This window comes from Polaribacter sp. Z022 (assembly GCF_023555495.1).
Classification (GTDB): domain Bacteria; phylum Bacteroidota; class Bacteroidia; order Flavobacteriales; family Flavobacteriaceae; genus Polaribacter.
The window spans coordinates 163,260-179,556 of sequence record NZ_JALCZO010000001.1 but is presented as its reverse complement, the minus strand read 5'-3'; the positions used below and the strand labels follow the sequence as shown (position 1 = coordinate 179,556).

The window sequence follows — 16,297 nt, the reverse complement described above, 5'->3', positions numbered from 1 at the left end:
ATTAATTGAATACAATAGCTACTTTACGAAAAGGAGAAATTGGATATATTTCTGAAGAATCATTAGATATAATTCCATTAAAACTACTAGAAATGGGGTGTTTACCTGGAGCTGAAGTAGAATTGGTTCAAATTGCACCTTTAAAAGACCCTTTATACATATGTGTAAATGGAAGTCATCTTGCCATTAGAAAAGAAACTGCTTCACAAATACTAATCTTGAAAAGCTAAAACTAAATGTCTAAAAACGATATAAAAGTTGCTTTAATAGGGAATCCTAATACAGGAAAAACCTCACTTTTTAATCAATTAACGGGTTTAAATCAAAAAGTTGGTAATTATCCTGGAATTACTGTAGATAAGAAAGAAGGAGTTAGTAAGTTGTCTTCAACACAAAATGCAGTAATTACAGATTTGCCTGGTACTTACAGTATAAATCCTACTTCTTTAGATGAAAGTATTGTTTTAAAAACTTTATTAAAAAAGGATATTAAAGAGTCTCCAGACGTAATTTTAGTAGTTGCAGATGTAGAAAATTTAAAAAGAAATTTACTGCTTTTTTCGCAAATTAAAGATTTAGAAATTCCAACAGTTTTGGCAATCAATATGGTTGATCAAATGAATAGAAAAGGAATTACTATTGATTTGTCTTTGCTTAAAAAAGAATTAAACACAGAAGTTGTTTTAATAAGTGCAAGAAAAAATGAAGGAATAGATGACGTTAAAGCAGCAATTATTAGATGTCATGTAGCAGCAAAAGCATCACCTTTATGTGGTATAGATCATAAGATAGACCCAGATTATTTTAATAAATTAAAAGAAATCAGCCCAAATTATTCTTTATACGAATTATGGTTGATGGTTACTCAAAATAATTATCCAGAATCAATAACTAAAGAAGAAAAAGAAAAGTTATTGGCCTTTAAAAAAGATGTTTCTAAATTAAAGAAATATCAGCATAAAGAAACTATTTATCGTTATCAAGAAATAAATAAAATTCTAAAAAAGACATATATAGTTGATAAAAGTAAAGCAACAGATTTACGAAGTAAATTAGATAAAATATTTACACATAAAATCTTCGGATATTTCTTTTTCGTTTTTCTATTGATGTTAATTTTTCAATCGGTTTTTGATTGGGCTTCAATTCCTATGGACTTTATTGATGGTGCTTTTGCAGAATTATCTGACTTTGCAAAAAGCAATTTACCAACAGGAGTATTAACAGATTTATTAGCAGAAGGAATTATACCAGGAATAGGAGGTGTCATTATTTTTATTCCACAAATTGCCATTTTATTTTTATTCATTGCCATACTAGAAGAAACAGGATACATGAGTCGTGTGGTTTTTTTAATGGATAAAATAATGAGACGTTTTGGTTTAAATGGTAAAAGTATTATTCCGTTAATATCAGGTACAGCATGTGCAATTCCTGCAATTATGGCAACAAGAACAATTTCTAGTTGGAAAGAAAGATTAATTACAATTTTAGTAACACCTTTTACAACATGTTCTGCACGTTTGCCTGTTTATGCTATATTAATTGCTTTAATTATTCCTGATAAAAAAATCTTCGGAATTTTAAATTTACAAGGTTTAGTTTTATTGTCTTTATATGCTTTAGGTTTTGTAACGGCTGTTTTAGCAGCGTTTATTTTACATAAAACATTAAAAATAAAATCGAAATCATTTTTTGTAGTTGAAATGCCAAACTATAAATTACCTTCTGTAAAAAATGTATTTTATGAAGTTGTAGAAAAAACAAAATCTTTTGTTTTAGAGGCAGGAAAAATAATTTTAGCACTGTCTATAATTTTATGGTTTTTAGCTTCTAATGGGCCATCGTCTTTTAAAAATGCAGAAAAAAATGTTGTTGAAAATGTTGCAAATCAAAATTTATCTGATGTAGAATTGCAACAAAAAATTGCATCTGTAAAATTAGAAAACTCTTATATTGGAATCCTAGGAAAAACAATAGAACCAACTATAAAACCTTTAGGTTATGATTGGAAAATAGGAATTGCTCTAATTACTTCTTTAGCAGCAAGAGAAGTTTTTGTAGGTACTTTAGCAACCATTTATAGTGTTGGTTCAGATGATGAAGATACAGCTACCATTAAAGAAAAAATGGCATCAGAAATTAATCCAGATAATGGTAAAAACAGGTTTAATTTTCCTGTAGGAATGTCGTTAATGATTTTTTATGCTTTTGCAATGCAATGTATGGCAACCTTGGCAATTGTTAAAAGAGAAACAAAGTCTTGGAAATGGCCACTTATTCAGTTATTTGGAATGGGGTTATTGGCATATGTAGCTTCTTTTATAACTTATCAAATCTTAAGCTAATGCAAGAAATTATTACATATATAATAGTTGTTTTGGCGGTTGTTTTTTTAGTGAAAAAGTTTGGTTTTTCTACAAAAAAGAAAAAAGGCTGTAATCCAGATTGTGGTTGTTAAAACTTTCTTTAACATAAAATTAGTAGCTTTCTTTTGTTAGGTTTTATATTTTTGAAGACTACACACTTATAATTTTTTAAAAAATGAAAAAATCTATACTTTCAGTTTTAGTTCTTGTTTTAGCTTTTACAACTTCGTCAAATTTATTTGCACAAAAATTTCCTAAATTAGATGTAAGTCCTATGGATGCTGCTTCTTATCCAACTCATTGGAAAAATTCAGATAAACTAGTAAAAGTAATTTACGGAAGACCACAACTAAAAGGTAGAGATTTATCTAAGCTTGCACCTAATGATAAAGTTTGGAGAACTGGTGCTAATGAGGCTGCAGAAATTACATTTTACAAAGATGTTGTTTTTGGAGGGAAAGATGTAAAAGCAGGAACGTATTCGTTATTTACTATTCCAACAGATGGAGATTGGACAATAATTATAAGTAACCAAAGAAACGTTTGGGGTTCTTATTTCTACAAAAAAGAACAAGACGTTATTAGGGTATCTGGTAAAGTTTCAGAATCTAATAAAAACATAGAAGCTTTTTCTATAACTTTCAATAAAAAAGAAGAAGCTAAAAATATAAATATGTATTTAGGTTGGGGTACTAAAGTAGTTACTATTCCTTTAAATGAAGTTGTAGTAAAAGAGTAACTATTTACCCATTGGTACAACTATAATTCCAGAGAACTTTTCTTGAAATTTAATTAAATCTTTATCTGCTTCTAGTTTGGTTTTGTATAAGCCAACTTGTACTTTCCATTCAGGAGCATTATAAACTAATTTAGATGAGTTTTCTGGGAACTCAATATTAAAACGTGCTCTAAATTTTCTTGCTTGTTGTTCATTACCATTGTAAAGTTGTATTCTATATCCAAACCCAAACTTCTTGTTAAAACTTCTTTTTTTAGAAATTATACTTTTAATTTCTGTTGATTTTGTTGTTTTATTTTGAGAAAAAGCACTGTAATTTGCTGTAAATAAAACAGTCAAAAAAGTTATAACAATAAATTTAATTTTCATGCGTCTTAATATTTTGTACAAAAATAACGACAAGTTTAGAAATAAATTAGAAAATAATCTTATTTAGAATTGTTATAAATTATATTTAACATTCTTTTAGCTTTTTAAAATTTAGGAAGAAGTAGTACTTTTGTCAAACCGAAAAAAATGACTTTTATCATTTTATATTAGATATTTTAACAAAGTTTAAATATGAAAAGTGTAAAATTACACAATAGACTAACCGCATTTCTCCTTAAAAGTTTTACTTTTCTCTTAATTTTTGCATTTAGCTTATCGTCTTATTCGCAAGAAATTGATGAAGCGCGTCAAAAAGAAGGAAAAAAATTATTTAAATCTTTATGTGCTTCTTGTCATAAGTTAGACAAAAAACTTATTGGGCCAGCTTTAGGTGGTGTAGAAGAAAAAAGAGAGAATGATTGGTTAAAAGCTTGGATTAAAAACAATGCTGAGTTAAGAGCTTCTGGAAATTCAGATGCTATAGCTATTTTTGACGAGTACAAAGGTTCTCCAATGACTGCTTTTCCACAGTTATCAGACCAAAATGTAGATGATATTTTATATTACACTACTGTTGGTGAGATTAAGAAAAAAGAAGTAATTGCTGAAGGTGGTGCTGCTAAAAGTGCTTCTGGTGAGGCTCCAGGTTGGTTAATTTATATATTAGCTGCTGCAATAATTGTTGCCTTTTTAATGATTGCTAGCTTGTTAAAGCAAGTTAATGAATTAAAAGGGAATACTGCTCCAGGAGAAAGTTCTAGTTTTAAAAGAGATATTCATGAACTTTGGGAAGGTTTAAAACAAAACACTTTCTTAAAAGTATTAACTACAATATTTTTAATGTTAATTGGTGCTTATGTTTTCTTTGGAACTTTGTTTAAAGTTGGTGTTGATGAAGGGTATCAACCAATTCAACCAATTGCATTTTCTCACAAAATACATGCTGGTGATAATAAGATAGATTGTCAATATTGTCACTCTGCTGCTAAGCATAGTAAAACATCAGGTATTCCTTCTGTAAATGTTTGTATGAATTGTCATAAAAATATTTCTGAAGTTGCTGATGATACTGTTGTAGAAATGGAAGATGGTATTGTTCTTGGAAAAGAAGAATTAGATTTAGAAATTGCTAAAGTATATGCTGCTGCAGGATGGGATGCTGATAATTTAGAGTATACTGGTAAAACTTCTCCAATTAAATGGGTAAGAGTTCATAATTTACCAGATTTTGTATACTACAATCACTCACAACACGTAACAGTTGCAGGTTTAGATTGTCAAAAATGTCATGGTCCTGTAGAGGAAATGGATGAATTATATCAATATTCTCCATTAACAATGGGATGGTGTATAGATTGTCATAAAGACACAAAAGTGAATTTAAAAGGTAATGATTATTACAAGAAAATTCATGAAGATTTGGCAAAGAAATACAACGTAGATCAAGTTACTATTTCTCAATTAGGAGGAAAAGAGTGTGGTAAGTGTCACTATTAATTAGAAATTAAAAAATTTAAAGATTCAACAAATTGTAGTTATTCAATTTTTAAATCTTTTAATCATTAAATAAAAGCATAAATGGCTTCAAACAAAAAATACTGGAAAAGTGTTGAGGAACTAAAAGATAGTTCTATTGTTGAAACGTTAAGTAAAAACGAGTTTGTAGAGGAAATTCCTACAGATCAGTTTTTAGGTGATAAAGAAACATTAGAGAACTCTTCTACTTCTCGTAGAGACTTTTTAAAATATGTTGGGTTCACTACTGCTGCTGCATCTTTAGCTGCATGTGAAGGACCAGTAAGAAAGTCTATTCCTTATGTTGTTAAACCAGATGATGTAACTCTTGGAGTTGCAGATTGGTATGCAACTTCTATGGCAGATGGTTACGATTTTGCAAACGTTTTAGTTAAAACTCGTGAAGGACGTCCAATTCAAATAATGCCAAACAAAGAAGCTAATGGAACTACTAGTGCAAGAGTACAAGCTTCTGTTTTGTCTTTATATGATGAAAAATTACGTTTAAAAGAACCTACAAAAGGAGGTAAAGCAATTTCTTGGGCAGATGCAGATAAAGAAATTAAAGCTAAATTAAACGGATTAAAAGAAGCGGGTAAACCAGTAGTTTTATTAACAGGAACAATGGCAAGCCCTTCTACAAATATGATTATTGAAGGCTTTATTGCTGCAAACCCAAATGTAAAGCATGTTGTTTATGATGCTATTTCAGAATCTGGAGCAGTAGAGGCAATGTCAGCTATGTATGGTAAACGTGCTTTGCCAAACTATCATTTAGATAAAGCAAAAACAATTGTTTCTTTTGGAGCAGATTTTCTTGGAGATTTTCATGGAGGATTTGAAAAGCAATATATAGCTGGGAGAAAGCCAGAAACTGGTAAAATGTCTTACCATGTTCAGTTTGAAAGTAATATGTCTTTAACAGGTGCAAATTCTGATAAAAGAGTTGTTGTAAAACCTTCTGATCAAGTATTTGCATTATTAAATTTATACAACGCAATAACAGGAGATTCTGTTTCTTCTAAGTCTACTTCAGCAGATGCAGAAGTAAAGAAAATGGCTATAGAATTAAAGAAAGCTGGATCTAAAGGTGTTGTATTAACAGGTTTAAATGATGTAAATGCACAGTTAATTGCTCTGGCAATAAACAAAGCATTAAATAGTGAAATTATTGACACAAAGAATACATTAAATATCCGTCAAGGAAATGATGTAGAAGTTGCTCAATTAGTTTCTGATATGAAAGCTGGTAAAATTGCAGGATTAATTTCTTACAATGTAGATCCAATTTATTCATTATCTAATTCATCAGATTTTGTTGATGGATTGAAAAAATTAGAGTTGTCAGTTGCATTATCTACAGAGAACAATGAAACTGTAAATGCTTCTAATTTTGCATTACCAACTCCACATTTCTTAGAATCTTGGGGAGACACTCAGTTTGATGAGGTTACTTATGGTTTAATGCAACCAACTATTCAGCCATTATTTAATACACGTCAAGTTCAAGACGCTTTATTAAATTGGTCTGGAGATACTACAAATTATTACGATTATTTAAAATCTTTTGCTACTTCTAATGATTTAGTTGGTGGTTCTTGGAATACAGCTTTACATAATGGATTCTCTATAGGTTCTGTTACTGAAACTGAAGTTAAAGAATCTACTGTTGTTATTTCTACTGTGGCTGCTGCTTTAGCTTCTTCAGCTAAAAAAGCATCAGGTTTTGAATTGAATTTATATGCTAAAACTGGTTTAGGTGATGGTAAACAAGCAAATAATCCTTGGTTACAAGAATTCCCTGATCCTATTACAAGAGCTTCTTGGGATAACTACTTAACTATGTCTATAGCTGATGCTAAAGAATTAGGTTTTGAAAACCCTGTAAAAGATAATGGAGCTATTGATGGTGATTATGCAAAAGTAACAGTAAATGGAGTTTCTGTTACAGTTCCTGTAATGATTCAACCAGGTCAAGCAAAAGGATCTGTTGGTTTAGCTGTAGGTTTTGGTAAAACTTTCGGATTAAAAGAAGAAATGCAAGTTGGTGTAAATGCTTATCCGCTTTATGCTAATGGAAACAATATTCAATATGGAGTAACAATTGAAAAAGTATCAGGAACTCATAAGTTTGCTTGTACTCAAGTACAAAAAACAATTGCAGGACGTCATGATATTTTAAAAGTTGCTTCATTAAAAGAGTACAATAGTAGTGTAGATCCAAAACATACTTGGAATAAGCCTTCTATGGTATCTTATGATCATAATGAAGTTGAGGCAAATACTATAGATTTATGGGATGAGCACAACAGAGAAGTTGGTCATCACTTTAACTTATCTATAGATTTAACTTCTTGTACAGGTTGTGGTGCTTGTGTTGTTGCATGTCATGCAGAAAACAATGTGCCAGTTGTAGGTAAAAAAGAAGTAAGAGTTGGTAGAGATATGCACTGGTTGCGTATCGATAGATATTATTCTTCTGAAGTAGAAACTAGAGAAGAAGCTAAGGCAATGGGCTTAAGTGGAGGAGACTTATATGAAGTTTTAGAAACTGAAGCAGAAAATCCTGAAGTTACTTTCCAACCAATGATGTGTCAGCACTGTAATCATGCTCCTTGTGAGACTGTTTGTCCAGTTGCAGCAACATCTCATGGTCGTCAAGGACAAAATCAAATGGCTTATAACAGATGTGTTGGTACAAGATATTGTGCAAACAACTGTCCATATAGAGTTCGTCGTTTTAACTGGTTTAATTATTCAAATAATAACGAGTTTGACTTTAACATGAACAATGAATATGGTAAAATGGTGTTAAACCCAGATGTTGTAGTTCGTTCTAGAGGAGTTATGGAAAAATGTTCTATGTGTATTCAAATGACTCAAGCAACAATTTTAAAAGCTAAAAAAGAAGGAAGAGCTGTTAATACAGATGAGTTTGAAACTGCATGTTCTTCTGCATGTACAACAGGAGCTATGGTTTTTGGAGATATTAACAACGAAAAAGACCAAGTAACAGCATTAATAGAAGACAAAAGAGCTTATGGCGTGTTAGATTATTTACAAACAAAACCAAATGTAATCTATCAAGTTAAAGTTAAGAATACAAACGAAGCGTAAAAAAAAGTAAAGCTATAATGTTTTTTCATTATACTTTAAAACAATAAAGAATAAAAACTAAGTAATAAAAATATGTCTCATTACGAAGCACCCATAAGGGAACCTTTAGTATTAGGTGATAAAAGTTATCACGACATTACCGAGGACATTGCAAAACCTATAGAAGGAAAAGCAAATAAAAATTGGTACATAGCATTTTATATTTCTTTAGCAGCAATGCTTTGGGGATTTGGATGTATTTTTTACACAGTAGGAACTGGTATTGGAGTTTGGGGATTGAGCAAGAACATTGGATGGGCTTGGGATATTACTAACTTTGTATGGTGGGTAGGTATTGGTCACGCAGGAACACTTATTTCTGCAGTACTTTTATTATTCCGTCAAAAATGGAGAATGGCCATTAACCGTTCTGCAGAAGCAATGACAATTTTTGCGGTTTTCCAAGCAGGATTGTTTCCAATTATTCACATGGGACGTCCATGGAATGGATATTGGGTATTGCCAATGCCAAATCAATTCGGATCATTGTGGGTTAACTTTAACTCGCCATTATTATGGGATGTATTTGCAATTTCTACATATTTATCTGTATCATTAGTTTTCTGGTGGACAGGTTTATTACCAGATTTTGCAATGATTAGAGATAGAGCTGTAAAGCCTTTCCAAAAAAAGATATATGCTTTATTATCTTTTGGTTGGTCAGGAAGAGCAAAAGATTGGCAACGTTTTGAAGAAGTATCTTTAGTTCTTGCTGGTTTAGCAACACCATTAGTACTTTCTGTACATACAATTGTATCAATGGATTTTGCTACATCTATCAATCCAGGTTGGCACTCAACAATTTTCCCTCCTTATTTCGTAGCTGGAGCAATCTTTTCTGGATTTGCAATGGTACAGACGTTATTAGGAATAATGAGAAAAGTTACTAATTTAGAAGATTATATTACACGTATGCATATAGAATATATGAATATTGTAATTATCTTAACAGGAGGTATTGTAGCAGTAGCTTATGCAACAGAATTCTTCATTGCTTGGTATACAGGTTCTCCTTATGAAAACTATACGTATTTATCTTTAGGAGCAGAAGCAGGACCTTATTCTTGGGCATTCTGGTCGTTATTGATATTTAATATTTTTACACCACAATTATTATGGTTTAAGAAAATAAGAAGAAACTTTATCTGGACTTTCGTTATCTCTATAGCAATTAATATTGGTATGTGGTTTGAACGTTTTGATATTATTGCTATTGTATTAAGTAAAGGTCATTTACCTTCTACATGGTGGCGTTTTGAGCCTACATTTGTAGACGTAGGTATTTTTGTAGGAACAATTGGATTCTTCTTTGTATTATTCTTATTATATGCAAGAACTTTTCCAGTTATAGCACAAGCCGAAGTAAAAACAATTTTAAAATCTTCTGGTGAATTTTACAAGAAGAGAAGAGAACAAGGTATACCAACTAAACCAGCTATTACTGTTGCAGAAGGTACATCAGATAAATCTAATAAAGAATAATTATGGAATCATCAAAAGTTATTCACGCGTTTTATAATGATGATGAAGTTGTGCTAGATGCAGTTAAAACTGTAAAAGCAGACGGTCATCACATAGAAGAAGTATTTTGTCCATTTCCAGTTCACGGATTAGACAAAGCAATGGGATTAGCTCCAACTAGATTAGCAATTACTGCATTCTTTTACGGAATTACAGGATTATCATTTGCTATTTGGATGACTAATTATATGATGATTCAAGATTGGCCACAAGACATTGGTGGTAAACCAAACTTTTCTTGGTTTACTAACATGCCAGCATTTGTACCAATTATGTTTGAATTAACGGTGTTTTTTGCAGCTCACCTTATGGTTATTACTTTTTATATGAGAAGTAGAATATGGCCATTTAAAGAAGCAGAAAATCCAGATCCAAGAACTACAGATGATCATTTTTTAATGGAAATACCTGTAAACAATAATGAAGCTGAAATTACTGCTTTATTAGCAAAAACAGGAGCTGTAGAAATTAATGTAGTAGACAAGCACTAATATATAGATAATGAAGAATTTTAAATTAATTATCGCTTTAGTAACTCTTACAAGTATTATTTCTTGTAATGATAAAAGAAAACCTCAATTACAATATATGCCAGATATGTATGTATCTGTTCCTTATGATGTAAATGGAGTAGATGGTGTTAACGGAAACCCAGTTAACTTAAAACCAGTTGCAGGTACTATTGCAAGAGGAGGACATCCTGCTTATGATATTCCTGATACAAACGAAGGATATGAATTATCAAAAGAAAATTTAAATCCTTTAGAAGTAACTGAAGAAAATTTAGCTAACGGAAAAGCGATGTACGAAATTTATTGTGCAACGTGTCATGGTAAGAAAGGTGATGGAAATGGAGTTTTATCTCAAAGAGAAAAATTTTCAGGAATTCCTAACTATAAAGATAGAGACATTAATGCAGGAACTATTTATCACGTAATTATGCATGGTAAAAACTTAATGGGTTCTCATGCATCTCAGGTAACGTATACAGAACGTTGGCAAATAGTACAGTACGTAGAAAAATTACGTATAGATTTAGCAAAATAATTACAAAAAGATAGAATACGAAAGATATGTATCAATTCTCAGGTAAATTAAAAATGTTCTCAATTGCACTAATCATTATTGGTGCTTTGGGTATTGCATATGGTTTTATATCAGCACCTACAACTGTTGAAGAAGCTAAAGAAATTATCGCTCATCAATCTTCTCATGGAGATGATCATGGAGCTTCACATGATGAAGTTAAAAATGATGAACATCACTCAGATGCTGTTAAAGATTCTCATGCCAATGATCATGATGCAGCTCATGATGAACATGTTTTTCATCAATTACAAAACAAACCTTGGGCAGCACTATATGTAGCGTTGTTTTTCTTTTTAGGAATTACGTTATTAGTATTAGCATTTTATGCTATTCAAAGAGTTGCACAAGCAGGTTGGTCTATTGTTCTTTTTAGAGTAATGGAAGCCATAACAGCAAATTTAGTACCTACATCTATTGTTATGTTGGTTATAATTGTTACTGCTGTTATGCACATGAATCATTTATTCCCATGGATGGCAGAAGGAACTTTTACTCCAGGTCATGAAAACTACGATGCAATTGTAGCTGGTAAATCTTGGTGGATGAATGTTCCAGGTTGGGCAATAAGAAGTGTTATTTATTTAGCTATATGGAATGCTTACAGATTTTTTATCCGTAGAAATTCTATTAAAGAAGATACTGCAAATGATGGTGGTAAAACTTATAAATTAAACTATAATGTTTCTGTTGGATTTATTTTCTTATTCATGATTTCAGAATCTATGATGTCTTGGGATTGGATTATGGGATTAGACCCACACTGGTTCTCTACTTTATTTGCTTGGTATGTTTTAGCAAGTTTATTAGTTAGTGCTGTAACAGTAATTGCTTTTGTAACTATATATTTACGTTCTAAAGGAGCTTTACCAGGTGTAAACGATAGTCATATTCATGATTTAGCTAAATTTATGTTTGGTTTCTCTGTATTCTGGACATACTTATGGTTCTCTCAATTCATGTTAATTTGGTATGCAGATATACCAGAAGAAACTACTTATTTTGTTGCTAGATTTAATGAATATAAAGTACCATTTTTAGCAATGGTAGCAATGAACTTCATTTTTCCAGTATTAGTATTATTAAATAGTGATTTTAAGAGTATACCTTGGTTAGTTGTAATTGGTGGTGTTGTAATTCTTGCAGGACATTATGTTGATGTTTTTGTAATGATAATACCTGCAACTGTTGGAGCTCAATGGTCATTTGGTTTAGCTGAATTAGGTTCATTATTATTTTTCTTAGGAATCTTTATTTATGCAACATTTAGCGCATTTGCTAAAGCAAACCCTATAACTAAAGGAAATCCTTTCTTAGAAGAAAGTGAACATTTCCATTATTACAATATTGAACACAGAGGTGAAGGTTCAGGAGATCATCATTAATAAATAAATTAAATTAAAATAATTAAGACGAGATAAATATGCTAGCTCTATTTTATATTTTTATAGCTGTTGCAATCGGTGTAAGTTTCTGGCAAATTACCAGAATAATGAACTTAAGAAGCGTAATAGCTACTGATAAAGACAATGCTACTCAAGGTAAAAATGCCATTTACTTTATGGTTTTTTTATATGCAATAATGATTTATTGTTTAATCTTTATGAATGTTGTAATGTTACCAGAATCTGCTTCTTTTGAAGGTGAGCATGATGATAACTTATTCGATATTACATTTTGGCTAATTGGTATTGTACAGTTTATTATGCAATTTTTAATTTTCTTTTTTACTTTTAAATATAAAGGAGAAAAAGGAAAGAAAGCTAAATTTTATGCAGATAGTCATAAATTAGAAGCTATTTGGACAATAACACCAGCAGTAGTATTAGTTGTTTTAATTGGATATGGATTATGGCAATGGAATAATATTATGGATTTATCAGACTCTGAAGATCCTGTTGTTATAGAAGTATACTCTCAACAATTTAGATGGGATGCACGTTATGCAGGAGAAGACAACACTTTAGGTTTAGGAAATGTAAATTACATTAAAGGCTTAAATACTATGGGTGTTGATATGACTGATAGAAACTCTCAAGATGATAAACAAGTAACTGAATTATATTTACCAAAAGGTAGAAAAGTTCATTTCAAGTTCCGTTCTCAAGATGTTTTACACTCTGCTTATATGCCTCACTTTAGAGCTCAAATGAACTGTGTTCCTGGTATGGTTACAGAATTTGGTTTCACTCCTAAGTTTACAACAGAAGAGATGAGAGAAAATGAAGAAGTAAAGAAAAAAACTGCAGGAATTAATAAAATAAGAAAAGCTAAAGGAGAAGATCCTTATGTTTTTGATTACTTATTGTTATGTAATAAAATTTGTGGAGCTTCTCACTACAACATGCAAATGAAAATTACTGTTGTAGAACCAGATGTTTACGAAAAATGGATTGCTGAACAACCAACACTAGCCTCAGTTATAAAATAATTAAAATTAAAGACCACTACAAATTAATAAGATTATGTCAGAACATCATCATAAAGAAACATTTGTAACAAAATATATATTTAGCCAAGATCATAAAATGATTTCTAAGCAGTTCTTAGTAACTGGTATGTTTATGGGAATTATTGGTGTATTTATGTCTATGTTATTTCGTATGCAAATTGCATGGCCAGAAAAATCGTTTTCAATTATTGAAGCATTTTTAGGTCCTCATCAAACAGATGGAGTAATGAACCCAGATATGTACTTAGCTTTAGTAACAATACATGGTACTATTATGGTATTTTTTGTATTAACTGCTGGTTTAAGTGGTACATTTTCAAACTTATTAATTCCATTGCAAATTGGAGCTAGAGATATGGCTTCTGGTTTCTTAAATATGTTATCATACTGGTTATTTTTTATATCTAGTGTAATTATGGTAATTTCTTTATTTGTAGAAGCAGGACCAGCATCTGCAGGATGGACAATTTATCCACCTTTAAGTGCATTACCACAAGCAATTCCAGGTTCAGGAGCAGGTATGACTTTATGGTTGGTTTCTATGGCTATTTTTATTGCTTCTTCTTTAATTGGATCTTTAAACTATATTGTTACAATTTTCAATTTAAGAACAAAAGGAATGAAAATGACAAGATTGCCATTAACAATGTGGGCATTCTTTATTACAGCTATTATTGGTGTTGTATCTTTCCCAGTATTATTATCTGCAGCTTTATTATTGATTTTTGATAGAAGTTTTGGTACCTCATTTTACTTATCAGACATCTTTATTTCTGGAGAAGTATTACATTATCAAGGAGGATCACCAGTATTATTTGAACACCTATTCTGGTTCTTAGGTCACCCAGAGGTTTATATTGTATTATTACCTGCATTAGGTATTACATCAGAAATTATTTCTACAAATTCTAGAAAACCAATTTTTGGATATAGAGCAATGATTGGTTCTATTATGGCAATTGCATTTTTATCTACAATTGTTTGGGGTCACCATATGTTTATTTCAGGAATGAACCCATTCTTAGGATCTGTATTTACTTTTACAACTTTATTAATTGCAATTCCTTCTGCTGTAAAAGCATTTAACTATATCACCACTTTGTGGAAAGGAAATTTACAGTTAAACCCTGCAATGTTATTCTCTATTGGATTAGTTTCTACATTTGTAACAGGAGGTTTAACAGGATTAGTTTTAGGAGATTCTGCTTTAGATATTAATATTCATGATACTTACTTTGTTGTAGCTCATTTTCACTTAGTAATGGGTGTATCTGCAATTTTTGGAATGTTTGCTGGTGTGTATCACTGGTTCCCAAAAATGTATGGTAGAATGATGAATAAAACATTAGGTTATTGGCACTTCTGGTTAAGTATTATATGTGCTTATGGTGTTTTCTGGCCAATGCACTTTATAGGTTTAGCAGGTTTACCAAGAAGATATTATTCTAATACTGCTTTTCCAATGTTTGATGATTTATCTGATATTAACGTTGTAATTACAATATTTGCTTTAATTGGTGGTTTAGCTCAATTATTCTTTATTGCTAACTTCTTTATTTCAATTTATAGAGGTCAAAAAGCTACTCAAAACCCTTGGAAATCTAATACATTAGAATGGACTACACCAGTAGAACATATTCATGGTAACTGGCCAGGGAAGATTCCTGAAGTTCATAGATGGGCTTATGACTATAGTAAACGTGTAGATCCTAAAGATGATGATAGTGACTATTTACATGGAGAAGATTTTGTTTTACAAACAACACCTTTATTAGATGGTGAAGATCCATCTTAAAAGTTAAAAATATTTTTAAAAGCCTTTCCAATTTCGGAAAGGCTTTTTTGTTTACTTTATATTATCATTTTGATTTGTTATATTAGCTAATACTAACAAAATTCAAAAAAATGGCTATTCTAGATAAGTTTCAGAATTCTATAAGTTTTCTGTACAAACTTTTTGATATAGATGAAAAAAAAGAAATTTCAATAATTGAAGAAGCAGAAGAAAAGATTCAACTACCAGATGAATACTTAGAACGTTTTACACTTTATCCTATTCAAAATAAAGATTTTTTAAAAAACAGAGATCAAGAACTTAAGAGTTTAGAGTTAGCATATGAAAATTGGAAAATTGTTAATTCTCCTTTATTAGTTGTTAATGATCCTGGAGAAGGAGGAACTTCATTACTACATGCAAGTACTTATATTTATCCTACTGCAAAAATTTTAGAAACAAATCAAGCCATAGATTCTTATAAAAAACTAATTGGTTTAATTACAAAAGCACTTCAAATAGACGAAGAATTTAAATCTTTAAAAGATTTAGAAAAACATATATCTACTTTAGAAGATAAGAACATTATAATATTAGAAAATATAGAAAGACTATTTATTAGAAGAGTTCGTGGTTTTGATTTATTAGAAGATTTTTTACTTTTTCTTCATGCAACAAAAACTAAAATATATTGGATTGTTTCTGTAAACAAATATTCTTTTTATTATTTAAATAGGGTAAAATATTTCTCTTCACATTTTCCGTCAATTATTCATTTAAATCCTATATTAAATGAACAATTAAAAGAAGAAATCTTATCAAGAAATAATGGTTATAATATGGTTTTTTTAAAACCAAATAAGATTTCTAAAAAAATAGAAAAGCAACTAAAAAAAGAATCTAAAGAAGAAAGACAAATTCATTTAGAAAAAATATTCTTTAAAAAACTTTTTAACTTTTCTAAAGGAAACATTTCTAAAGCTATTTTGTTTTCAAGAAATTCTGCTTACAGTGTTAAAGGGAAAACAGTCTTTGTTAAACCAACTGAAATTAAAGTTTTAGATGATTTGTCTTTAGATGATTTATTTATTTTAGAAGCTATTTTTCAGCACAGATCTTTATCAATAAAAGAACTAAATATTGTTCTTAGAAATTCTGACAGACAAAGTAGATTAAGTATAGAAAAGTTGTTAGAAAGACAGTTAATAAGACCAACAACCACCATAAATAAAAAAGTAGAATACAGAATTAACTTAATGTATTTAGATATTTTAAAAGAGCTACTAAAAGAAAGATTAAATAGAAATTTTAGATAA

General features: G+C 30.3%; 13 protein-coding genes. 12 read left to right on the top strand and 1 reads right to left on the bottom strand.

What is annotated here, in order from left to right:
• Window positions 1-5 precede the first annotated feature (5 nt).
• From MPF13_RS00750 to MPF13_RS00735, 3 genes are all read left to right on the top strand, one after another.
• Entirely contained in the window at window positions 6-230 is a 225-nt protein-coding gene (locus tag MPF13_RS00750) for a FeoA family protein (RefSeq protein ID WP_249980317.1), read from the top strand.
• Window positions 231-236: 6 nt separating this feature from the next.
• Window positions 237-2,348: a ferrous iron transport protein B gene (feoB, locus tag MPF13_RS00745; protein ID WP_249980316.1), complete on the top strand. Its 2,112-nt coding sequence runs from the start codon at window positions 237-239 to the stop codon at window positions 2,346-2,348.
• Window positions 2,349-2,544: 196 nt separating this feature from the next.
• Entirely contained in the window at window positions 2,545-3,108 is a 564-nt protein-coding gene (locus MPF13_RS00735) for a DUF2911 domain-containing protein (RefSeq protein WP_249980314.1), read from the top strand.
• Here the strand turns inward: MPF13_RS00735 and MPF13_RS00730 are convergent, their stop codons facing one another.
• Complete coding sequence (locus MPF13_RS00730) at window positions 3,109-3,477, bottom strand: SPOR domain-containing protein (RefSeq protein ID WP_249980312.1); 369 nt, start codon at window positions 3,475-3,477, stop codon at window positions 3,109-3,111.
• Window positions 3,478-3,669: 192 nt separating this feature from the next.
• Between MPF13_RS00730 and MPF13_RS00725 the strand changes: the two genes are divergently transcribed.
• From MPF13_RS00725 to MPF13_RS00685, 9 genes are all read left to right on the top strand, one after another.
• Window positions 3,670-4,974 (top strand): cytochrome c3 family protein, encoded by a 1,305-nt coding sequence (locus MPF13_RS00725; protein WP_249980310.1) that lies wholly within the window; start codon window positions 3,670-3,672, stop codon window positions 4,972-4,974.
• A gap of 81 nt (window positions 4,975-5,055) precedes the next feature.
• Complete coding sequence (locus tag MPF13_RS00720; protein ID WP_249980308.1) at window positions 5,056-8,109, top strand: TAT-variant-translocated molybdopterin oxidoreductase; 3,054 nt, start codon at window positions 5,056-5,058, stop codon at window positions 8,107-8,109.
• 72 nt (window positions 8,110-8,181) lie between these two features.
• On the top strand, window positions 8,182-9,630 hold the full coding sequence (gene nrfD, locus MPF13_RS00715) for an NrfD/PsrC family molybdoenzyme membrane anchor subunit (RefSeq protein WP_249980307.1): 1,449 nt from the start codon (window positions 8,182-8,184) through the stop codon (window positions 9,628-9,630).
• 2 nt (window positions 9,631-9,632) lie between these two features.
• Window positions 9,633-10,160, top strand: coding sequence for a DUF3341 domain-containing protein (locus MPF13_RS00710; RefSeq protein ID WP_249980305.1), 528 nt, complete (start codon window positions 9,633-9,635; stop codon window positions 10,158-10,160).
• A 10-nt stretch (window positions 10,161-10,170) separates the two neighbouring features.
• Window positions 10,171-10,716, top strand: coding sequence for a c-type cytochrome (locus MPF13_RS00705; protein WP_249980304.1), 546 nt, complete (start codon window positions 10,171-10,173; stop codon window positions 10,714-10,716).
• A 26-nt stretch (window positions 10,717-10,742) separates the two neighbouring features.
• The gene (locus MPF13_RS00700; RefSeq protein ID WP_249980303.1) at window positions 10,743-12,140 is read left to right on the top strand and encodes a quinol:cytochrome C oxidoreductase; all 1,398 of its coding nucleotides are present in this window, start codon (window positions 10,743-10,745) and stop codon (window positions 12,138-12,140) included.
• A gap of 38 nt (window positions 12,141-12,178) precedes the next feature.
• Complete coding sequence (locus MPF13_RS00695; RefSeq protein ID WP_249980302.1) at window positions 12,179-13,186, top strand: cytochrome c oxidase subunit II; 1,008 nt, start codon at window positions 12,179-12,181, stop codon at window positions 13,184-13,186.
• Between the two features lie 34 nt (window positions 13,187-13,220).
• Window positions 13,221-15,002 carry a cytochrome c oxidase subunit I gene (locus MPF13_RS00690; RefSeq protein WP_249980301.1) on the top strand — a complete coding sequence of 594 codons (1,782 nt, stop codon included), beginning with the start codon at window positions 13,221-13,223 and terminating at the stop codon, window positions 15,000-15,002.
• Window positions 15,003-15,112: 110 nt separating this feature from the next.
• Complete coding sequence (locus tag MPF13_RS00685) at window positions 15,113-16,297, top strand: hypothetical protein (RefSeq protein WP_249980300.1); 1,185 nt, start codon at window positions 15,113-15,115, stop codon at window positions 16,295-16,297.